The 8,892-nt window shown below is 73.5% G+C and carries 9 protein-coding genes; 4 read left to right on the forward strand and 5 right to left on the reverse strand.

Annotation, left to right across the window (positions count from 1 at the left end):
• Window positions 1-426: 426 nt before the first annotated feature.
• On the reverse strand, window positions 427-2,190 hold the full coding sequence (locus EF903_RS23015) for a biotin carboxylase N-terminal domain-containing protein (protein WP_125546098.1): 1,764 nt from the start codon (window positions 2,188-2,190) through the stop codon (window positions 427-429).
• 375 nt (window positions 2,191-2,565) lie between these two features.
• Between EF903_RS23015 and EF903_RS23020 the strand changes: the two genes are divergently transcribed.
• Entirely contained in the window at window positions 2,566-3,030 is a 465-nt protein-coding gene (locus EF903_RS23020) for a hypothetical protein (protein ID WP_260615809.1), read from the forward strand.
• Here the strand turns inward: EF903_RS23020 and EF903_RS23025 are convergent.
• From EF903_RS23025 to EF903_RS23035, 4 genes are all read right to left on the reverse strand, one after another.
• Window positions 3,011-3,622 (reverse strand): nucleoside triphosphate pyrophosphatase, encoded by a 612-nt coding sequence (locus tag EF903_RS23025; protein WP_125546100.1) that lies wholly within the window; start codon window positions 3,620-3,622, stop codon window positions 3,011-3,013. The two genes, EF903_RS23020 and EF903_RS23025, sit on opposite strands and share 20 nt — an antisense overlap.
• 32 nt (window positions 3,623-3,654) lie before the next feature.
• Window positions 3,655-3,786: a morphogenic membrane protein MmpB gene (mmpB, locus tag EF903_RS35400; protein WP_260615810.1), complete on the reverse strand. Its 132-nt coding sequence runs from the start codon at window positions 3,784-3,786 to the stop codon at window positions 3,655-3,657.
• Window positions 3,787-3,864: 78 nt separating this feature from the next.
• A complete protein-coding gene (locus EF903_RS23030; RefSeq protein WP_125546102.1) occupies window positions 3,865-4,080 on the reverse strand; it encodes an acyl-CoA carboxylase epsilon subunit in 216 nt (71 codons plus the stop codon).
• A gap of 18 nt (window positions 4,081-4,098) precedes the next feature.
• Window positions 4,099-5,697 carry an acyl-CoA carboxylase subunit beta gene (locus EF903_RS23035; RefSeq protein WP_125546104.1) on the reverse strand — a complete coding sequence of 533 codons (1,599 nt, stop codon included), beginning with the start codon at window positions 5,695-5,697 and terminating at the stop codon, window positions 4,099-4,101.
• Between the two features lie 131 nt (window positions 5,698-5,828).
• On the opposite strand from EF903_RS23035, the gene EF903_RS23040 reads away from it, so the two are divergent.
• The 3 genes from EF903_RS23040 (at window position 5,829) to EF903_RS23050 (ending at window position 8,832) form a co-directional block, all read left to right on the forward strand.
• Window positions 5,829-6,707 (forward strand): biotin--[acetyl-CoA-carboxylase] ligase, encoded by an 879-nt coding sequence (locus EF903_RS23040; protein ID WP_125546106.1) that lies wholly within the window; start codon window positions 5,829-5,831, stop codon window positions 6,705-6,707.
• Window positions 6,708-6,852: 145 nt separating this feature from the next.
• Window positions 6,853-8,013, forward strand: a complete 1,161-nt coding sequence (locus EF903_RS23045; RefSeq protein WP_125546108.1) for an adenylate/guanylate cyclase domain-containing protein — start codon at window positions 6,853-6,855, stop codon at window positions 8,011-8,013.
• Window positions 8,014-8,037: 24 nt separating this feature from the next.
• A complete protein-coding gene (locus tag EF903_RS23050; RefSeq protein ID WP_114053885.1) occupies window positions 8,038-8,832 on the forward strand; it encodes an enoyl-CoA hydratase/isomerase family protein in 795 nt (264 codons plus the stop codon).
• Window positions 8,833-8,892: the final 60 nt, after the last annotated feature.

The raw sequence follows: 8,892 nt of genomic DNA on the forward strand, positions 1-8,892 counted from the left end.
GGCTCCGCCCGGCCCCGTTGCGGGGGCCGGGCCCCCGCAACGGGGCCGGGCGGAGCCCGGTTTCGGGAAGGGGCGGGGAGGGGGACGGCTCCGCGCCGCGGGCGGCCATTCCGCCAAGGCTCCGGATCCCGGCCCGCGTCCGGCCGTGCCTGTGGTTCTCCGCACGGCGTCACCGACCCGGCCTCGGGCCGCACGGGCCTCACCGACCCGCCTCGGGCCGTACGGGTCTTACCGACCCGCCTCGGGCCGTACGGGTCTTACCGACTCGGGCTCGGGCCGCGCGGCGTCACCGGGGGCCCGGTTTGGGCCGCGCGGAGTCGCCGGGCCGGGGGCGGTGTCGCGGGCGGGCTGCGGCCCGGAGGGGGTGTCGGGGTGTGCGAACGCCGGCGGCTCCGGGGAGCTCGCCGGCGTTCGGGGTGGGGCGTGTCAGTCCTTGATCTCGCAGATCGTCGCACCGGAGGTCAGCGATGCGCCGACCTCGGCCGTCAGGCCGACGATGGTGCCGGAGCGGTGCGCGTTCAGCGGCTGCTCCATCTTCATCGCCTCCAGGACGACGACCAGGTCGCCCTCGTTGACCTGCTGGCCCTCCTCGACGGCCACCTTGACGATGGTGCCCTGCATCGGGGACGCCAGGGTGTCGCCGGAGGCCGCCGGGCCGGACTTCTTCGCCGCGCGGCGCTTCGGCTTGGCGCCGCCCGCCGCGGCCGTGCGGGCCAGGGTCATGCCGAGGGACGACGGGAGGGAGACCTCCAGCCGCTTGCCTCCGACCTCGACGACGACCGTCTCGCGGCCGGGCTCGTCCTCGGCCTCGTCGGCCGCGGGGGCCGCGAACGCGGGGATCTCGTTGACGAACTCGGTCTCGATCCAGCGGGTGTGGACCTTGAACGGGGTGCCGTCCGTCGGGGCGAACGCCGGGTCGGCGACGACCGCGCGGTGGAACGGGATGGCCGTGGCCATGCCCTCGACCTCGAACTCGGCGAGTGCCCGCGCCGCGCGCTGCAGCGCCTGCTCGCGGGTCGCGCCGGTCACGATCAGCTTGGCGAGCAGGGAGTCCCAGGCGGGGCCGATGACCGACCCGGACTCGACGCCCGCGTCCAGGCGGACGCCGGGTCCGGTCGGCGCGTTGAACTTGGTGACGGTGCCGGGCGCGGGCAGGAAGTTCCGGCCCGGGTCCTCGCCGTTGATGCGGAACTCGAAGGAGTGGCCGCGCAGGACCGGGTCGCCGTACCCGAGTTCCTCGCCGTCGGCGATGCGGAACATCTCGCGCACGAGGTCGATGCCGGCGACCTCCTCGGTGACCGGGTGCTCCACCTGGAGGCGGGTGTTGACCTCCAGGAAGGAGATCGTCCCGTCGACGCCGACGAGGAACTCGACGGTGCCGGCGCCGACGTAGCCGGCTTCCTTCAGGATGGCCTTGGAGGCGCGGTACAGCTCGGCGTTCTGCTCCTCGGAGAGGAACGGCGCGGGGGCCTCCTCGACGAGCTTCTGGTGGCGGCGCTGGAGCGAGCAGTCGCGGGTGGAGACGACGACGACGTTGCCGTGGCTGTCGGCGAGGCACTGGGTCTCGACGTGGCGCGGCTTGTCGAGGTAGCGCTCGACGAAGCACTCGCCGCGGCCGAAGGCGGCGACCGCCTCGCGGACGGCGGAGTCGTAGAGCTCCGGGACCTCTTCGAGCGTGCGGGCGACCTTCAGGCCGCGGCCGCCGCCGCCGAAGGCCGCCTTGATCGCGATCGGCAGGCCGTGCTCCTTGGCGAAGGCGACGACCTCCTCGGCACCCGACACCGGGTCCGGGGTGCCGGCGACCAGCGGGGCGCCGGCGCGCTGCGCGATGTGGCGGGCGGCGACCTTGTCGCCGAGGTCGCGGATGGCCTGCGGCGGCGGGCCGATCCAGGTCAGGCCCGCGTCGAGGACGGCCTGCGCGAATTCGGCGTTCTCGGACAGGAAGCCGTATCCGGGGTGGATGGCGTCGGCGCCGGAGTCGGCGGCCGCCTGGAGGACCTTGGAGATGTCCAGGTAGCTCGCGGCCGGGGTGTCACCGCCCAACGCGAAAGCTTCGTCGGCCGCGCGGACGTGCAGGGCGTCCCGGTCCGGATCGGCGTAGACGGCTACGCTCGCGATCCCGGCATCCCGGCAGGCCCGAGCAACGCGGACAGCGATTTCGCCACGGTTGGCGATGAGCACCTTGCGCACGATGGCTCCCTCCTTGAAACAAGCTGAGTTTAGGGACTGCCCACACGGCCTTACGACCCTCTCCTAGAGGTGACCTTGCCCACACGGAGTGTGATTCGAGTCCGCCTCGATCGAGGAAAGTCCAAGTGGTGCCCCAGGTCAGGGGGATCCCCGACTGCACAGTAACCCCGTCAGGTAGCCACGGTCTCTGTCCGCCCGGTCAGCGGGCCCCGGCGATTCTTTGTCGATTCCCTACGAACGGCCCACAGATTCTTTGCGCGGGTGCCGTCCGCGGGGCGTTCCGCAAGCGGGCCGTGCACACCCCTTGTCCGTACGTTTACCCGTTAGTAGCCTCCAGGCGTCGAACGGGCCCGCGGTCCGTTTCCGCAGGAAGGGGTGGGGGTCGTGGACGTGGTGCTGCGCAGGCTCGCGGCGGGTCTGGGCGCCGTCGTGCTCGCGGCCGAGGCGCTGGTGCTGGCGCTGGTCCACTTCGTGCTGGGGCGGACGACGCAGAGCCAGTCGATGTCCATCGCCGGCATGGATCCGGATGTCATGGTCATGACGACTTACGCGATGGGGGCCGGCACCGCCGGCTTCCTCCTGCTGTGCGCCGCCCTGCTCGCCGCGGCCGCCGTCCGCGACCGCGCCCCCGGGCGGTTCGCCCGCGTCGTGCTCGTCTGCGCCGCCGTCACCCACGCCGTGCTCGGCGCGCTCGCCGTGGGCCTGGTCGGCTGGGGCGCCTTCGCCGTGCTGATGCTGGCCCTGTGCCTGCTCGTCCACGTCCTCACGCAGTACACGGCCCGCGGGCGCGGCGGGGCGGACGGCCTGCCCGGCGAGGGGGCTACGCCCACAAGTCGGTGATCGACACGCCCAGTTCGCCCAGCAGGGAGCGCAGCAGCGGCAGCGACAGCCCGATGACGTTCCCCGGGTCGCCGTCGATGCCCTCGATGAACGGCGCCGACAGCCCGTCCAGGGTGAACGCCCCCGCGACGTGCAGCGGCTCGCCGCTCGCCACGTACGCCGCCACCTCCGCGTCCGTCGGCTCGCCGAAGCGGACCGTCGTCGACGCGGTGGCGGAGACCGCGCGCCCGCTCGCCGTGTCGACCACGCAGTGACCCGTGCGCAGGACACCGGACCGGCCGCGCATCGCCTTCCAGCGTGCGGTGGCGTCCTCGGCGTCCTCCGGCTTGCCCAGCGCCTCGCCGTCCAGCTCCAGCACCGAGTCGCAGCCGATCACCAGCGAGCCCGCGGCCTCCTCCAGGGCGGCCACGACGGCCGCCTTGGCCTCGGCCAGGGCGAGCGCCAGCTCCGCCGGGGAGTCCGCGCGCAGGCTGTCCTCGTCGAAGTTGCTGACGATGACGTGCGGGGAGAGTCCGGCCTGCCGCAGCAGGTTCAGCCGGGCGGGCGAGGCGGAGGCGAGGACGAGGGTCCGGGCAGCAGTCATGCCCGCCATCGTAGGCGCGGCCCGCCGGGTGCCGCGCCGGTCTAGTGGCCCACGCCCAGCACGTACACGACGACCGCCATGGCGAGGACGACCACGACGGTCATCCGGCGGACCATCGCCTGCGCGTCGCGCATGTCCTCGGGCGGCTCGTTCTCCGGGTCAGACCACAGCATGTACCGATCGTGGACCCGCGGACCGGTGCGGCGCCTGAGTACGGGTACTCAGGCGCCGCCTCCGCTTCACGCCGTCTCTCAGCCCCGCCCGGGCCAGTAGGTGCGGGCCCAGGCCCCCGGACCGGGGTGCGGCAGGGTGCGCCGCGCCACCCGGTCGGGCGCTGACCAGGCGTCGGCTGCCCGGGGCGCCTCGGACGGCGCCGACGCCAGCGCCGCCGCGCGCGCCTGGACCACCGCCAGTGCGGCGGCCAGCTCCTCCGGCGTCGGGTTCCCCTTGACGACCTTGATCACCACAGCGTTACCTCCTGGAGGCTAGAGGGGGATGTTGCCGTGCTTCTTCGGCGGCAGCGACTCCCGCTTGGTGCGGAGCTGGCGCAGCCCCTTCACGATGTGCGCCCGCGTCTCCGACGGCATCGCCACCGCGTCGACGTAGCCGCGCTCGGCGGCGGTGTACGGGTTGAGGAGGGTGTCCTCGTACTCGCCGATCAGCCGGGCCCGGACCGCTTCGACGTCCTCCCCGGCGGCCTCGGCCTCGGCGAGGGTGCGGCGGTGCAGGATGTTGACGGCGCCCTGGGCGCCCATGACCGCGATTTGGGCGGTGGGCCAGGCGATGTTCAGGTCCGCGCCGAGGTGCTTGGAGCCCATGACGTCGTAGGCGCCGCCGAAGGCCTTGCGGGTGATGACCGTGATCAGGGGGACGGTGGCCTCGGCGTACGCGTAGATCAGCTTCGCGCCGCGCCGGATGATGCCGTTGTACTCCTGGTCGGTGCCCGGCAGGAAGCCCGGCACGTCGACGAACGTCAGCACCGGGATGTTGAAGGCGTCGCAGGTCCGCACGAAGCGGGCGGCCTTCTCGGAGGCGTCGATGTCGAGGCAGCCGGCGAACTGCATCGGCTGGTTGGCGACGATGCCGACGGGGTGCCCCTCGACGCGGCCGAAGCCGGTCAGGATGTTCGGCGCGAACAGCGACTGCGTCTCCAGGAACTCGCCCTCGTCGAGGACGTGCTCGATGACGGTGTGCATGTCGTACGGCTGGTTCGCGCTGTCCGGGATCAGCACGTCCAGTTCGAGGTCCGTCTCCGAGACCGCGGTGTCGGCCTCCTCCGGGAAGGCCGGCGGCTCCGAGAGGTTGTTCGACGGCAGGTAGGACAGCAGCGACTTGACGTACTCGATCGCGTCCTTCTCGTCGCCCGCCATGTGGTGGGCCACACCCGAGGTGGAGTTGTGGGTGCGGGCGCCGCCGAGCTCCTCGAAGCCGACGTCCTCGCCGGTGACCGTCTTGATGACGTCCGGGCCGGTGATGAACATGTGCGAGGTCTGGTCGACCATCACCGTGAAGTCGGTGATGGCCGGCGAGTACACGGCGCCGCCGGCGCACGGCCCGACGACCAGGCTGATCTGCGGGACGACGCCCGACGCGTGCACGTTGCGGCGGAAGATCTCGCCGTACATGCCGAGCGCGCTGACGCCCTCCTGGATGCGGGCGCCGCCGGAGTCGTTGATGCCGACGACGGGGCAGCCCGTCTTCAGCGCGAAGTCCATCACCTTGATGATCTTCTGGCCGTAGACCTCGCCGAGGGCGCCGCCGAAGACCGTGAAGTCCTGCGAGAAAACGGCGACGGGGCGGCCGTCGACCGTGCCGTAGCCCGTGACGACGCCGTCGCCGTACGGGCGGGTCCTCTCCAGGCCGAAGTTGGTCGACCGGTGCCGGGCGAACTCGTCCAGCTCGACGAAGGAGCCCTCGTCCAGCAGCAGGGCGATCCGCTCGCGGGCCGTCAGTTTGCCCTTGGCGTGCTGCTTCTCCACGGCCCGGGCGGAGCCGGCGTGGGTGGCCTCGTCGATACGGCGCTGCAGGTCCGCGATCTTGCCCGCGGTGGTGTGGATGTCGATCGGCTCGGACGGTTGTGACATCGGGGTCGCGGCTCCCTGTGTGGTGTCAACTGCCTGGTCAATTGAATGACTACTGCTGGCTACTGGTGCGTAGCGTATCGGCGGGCATGGCGCTCGGCAGTGCGGCGTTTGACACACCTAATCTGGGTTGCATGACGCCATCCGATGCCCCAGGCGGGGCTTCCTCCGGGGCCCCGTCCGACCGCTGGTCGAGCCTCGACCGGCCGCCGCTGAACACCGCCGCACTCCGGCGCGCCCTGACCGCCGGCGGAGGCCTGTGGACCTCCGTGGAGGTCGTCCCCCGTACCGGCTCCACCAACACCGACCTCGCGGCCCGCGCCGGCGGCCTGCCCGAGGGCGCCGTCCTCGTCGCCGAGGAGCAGACCGCCGGCCGGGGCCGCCTGGACCGCAGCTGGGTGGCGCCCGCCCGGTCCGGGCTGTTCTTCTCCGTCCTGCTCAAGCCGGGCCCGGCCGTCCCGCAGGAGCGCTGGGGCTGGCTGACGCTCCTGGCCGGCGTGGCCGCCGTGGACGCCCTGGAGCGGACCGCCGGCGTGGACACCTCCCTCAAATGGCCCAACGACCTGCTGGTCGCCGTCGACGGCCAGGAGCGCAAGGCCGCCGGGATCCTGGCCGAGCGGACCGCCGACGGCGTCGTCATCGGCGTCGGCCTCAACGTCAGCCTGACCCGCGAGGAGCTGCCCGTGCCCGAGGCCGGCTCGCTGCTGCTGGCCAAGGCCGCCGTCACCGACCGCGAGCCGCTGCTGAAGGCCGTGCTGCGCTCCCTGGAGCACTCGTACGCCGACTGGCGCGCCCACGCCGGCGACCCGGCCGCCTCCGGCCTGCTGGAGGCGTACGCCGCCCGCTGCGCCACCCTCGGCCGCGAGGTGCGGGCCGAGCTGCCCGGCGGGCGCTCGCTCACCGGAACGGCCGAAGCGGTGGACGCGGAAGGGCGGCTCGTCCTGCGCACCGCGGACGGCTCCCGCGAGGCCGTGGGGGCCGGGGACGTGGTGCACCTGAGGCCCGCGGGCTGAGCCCGCGGCCCCGCTGCCGCCGGAGGTGACGGGAGTGGGGAGTGAGCTACGGCACACCTGCCGTATGGTTTAGGCGATCGGCGGGTCTCCCGGCGATCACCGGTTCGGCAGGGCAGTGCGCACGGAAATGGACAGGAGGCGGCCCTTGACCGTCGACGACCCTTCGTCCGGCGCGTCCTCCCCGGGCCACGGCGGCCCCGGCCCGGGCACCCCGATCGGACGCGACCGGCACACTCCCCACCACGAGGTCGACCACACCGCCCAGCCCACGGCCGACCCGCTCGCCATCCGGCTGGAGCAGCTGATCCTCGGCGCGGAGCGCCGGTACACGCCGTTCCAGGCCGCCCGCAGCGCCGGCGTCTCGATGGAGCTCGCCTCCCGCTTCTGGCGGGCGATGGGCTTCGCCGACATCGGGCAGGCGCGCGCCCTGACCGAGGCGGACGTCCTGGCGCTGCGCCGGCTCGCCGGCCTCGTCGAGGCCGGGCTGCTGAGCGAGCCGATGGCCGTCCAGGTGGCCCGTTCCACCGGGCAGACCACCGCCCGGCTGGCCGAATGGCAGATCGACTCCTTCCTGGAGGGGCTCACCGAGCCCCCCGAGCCGGGCATGACCCGCACGGAGGTCACGTACCCGCTGGTCGAGCTGCTCCTGCCGGAGCTGGAGGAGTTCCTCGTCTACGTGTGGCGGCGGCAGCTCGCGGCCGCCACCGGCCGCGTCGTCCAGGCCGCGGACGACGAGGAGATGGTCGACCGGCGCCTGGCCGTCGGCTTCGCCGACCTCGTCGGCTTCACCCGGCTCACCCGCCGCCTGGAGGAGGAGCAGCTCGGCGAGCTCGTCGAGTCCTTCGAGACCACCTCCGCGGACCTGGTCGCCGCGCACGGCGGCCGGCTCATCAAGACCCTCGGCGACGAGGTGCTGTACGTCGCCGACGACGCGGCGACGGCCGCCGAGATCGCGCTGCGGCTGGTCGAGACCATGGAAGCCGACCGGCAGATGCCCGAGCTGCGCGTCGGCATCGCCTTCGGCACGGTCACGACGCGCATGGGCGACGTCTTCGGGACGACGGTGAACCTCGCCAGCCGGCTCACCTCCATAGCGCCGAAGGACGCCGTCCTGGTCGACGGCGCGATGGCGGAGGAGCTGGGCCGCACGGGCGCCGCACCCGTCTCGGAGAAGGAGGCCGAGGCCGAGCTCGGCGGCGGCTCGTACCGCTTCGCGCTCCAGCCGATGTGGCAGCGGCCGGTGCGCGGCCTGGGCGTCGTGGAGCCCTGGTCGCTGACGCGGCGGAAGCCTAAGATCCCCGGGTAACGTTCGTTAACCGGGAGGGTCCCTGTGTCGGTGGAGTCGGAGTTCGTATCGGTACGTCGGCACGGCGGCGACGGGGTCGTGGAGCTGGTCCTGGACCGCCCGAAGGCGATGAACGCGGTCTCGACCGCCATGGCGCGCGCGATCGGCGCGGCCTGCGCCGAGCTGTCGGCCGACCCCTCCGCCCGCGTCGTCGTCCTCACCTCGGCCGCCGAGCGGGCCTTCTGCGTCGGCGCCGACCTCAAGGAGCGCAACTCCCTCTCCGACGCCGAGCTGGTGCGGCAGCGGCCGACCACGCGCGGCGCGTACGGGGGCGTGCTGGAGCTGCCCATGCCGACGATCGCCGCGGTCCACGGCTTCGCGCTCGGGGGAGGCTTCGAGCTGGCCCTGGCCTGTGACGTGATCGTGGCGGACGAGACGGCCGTGGTCGGCCTGCCCGAGGTGTCCGTCGGCGTGATCCCGGGCGGCGGCGGCACCCAGTTGCTGCCCCGGCGCGTCGGCGCGGCCCGGGCCGCGGAGCTGATCTTCACGGCGCGCCGGGTGGAGGCCGCCGAGGCGCTCTCGCTGGGCCTGGTGGACTCCCTCGTCCCGGCGGGCCGGGCGCGCGAGGAGGCACTGGAGCTGGCGGGCCGGATGGCGGCGAACTCCCCGGTGGGTCTGCGCGCCGCGAAGCGGGCGCTGCGGCTGGGCCACGGCATGGACCTGGCGGCCGGCCTGGAGATCGAGGACGCGGCCTGGCGGACGGTTGCCTTCTCCGGCGACCGGGCCGAGGGGGTCGCGGCGTTCAACGAGAAGCGGCGCCCGAACTGGCCCGGCGTCTGACGGCGGCCCCCGGGCGGAGGCGCGCACGGGGGCCGCCGTCAGACGCCGGGCCAGTTCGGG

The organism is Streptomyces sp. WAC05292, assembly GCF_003949955.1.
Classification (GTDB): domain Bacteria; phylum Actinomycetota; class Actinomycetes; order Streptomycetales; family Streptomycetaceae; genus Streptomyces; species Streptomyces globosus.

Bases quoted from the DNA above. Each gene is read 5' to 3' on its own strand.
- EF903_RS23025 (WP_125546100.1), bottom strand. From the start codon at position 3,622: ATGGCGGGCATGACTGCTGCCCGGACCCTCGTCCTCGCCTCCGCCTCG.
- EF903_RS23040 (WP_125546106.1), top strand. From the start codon at position 5,829: ATGACGCCATCCGATGCCCCAGGCGGGGCTTCCTCCGGGGCCCCGTCC.
- EF903_RS23035 (WP_125546104.1), bottom strand. From the start codon at position 5,697: ATGTCACAACCGTCCGAGCCGATCGACATCCACACCACCGCGGGCAAG.
- mmpB (WP_260615810.1), bottom strand. From the start codon at position 3,786: ATGCTGTGGTCTGACCCGGAGAACGAGCCGCCCGAGGACATGCGCGAC.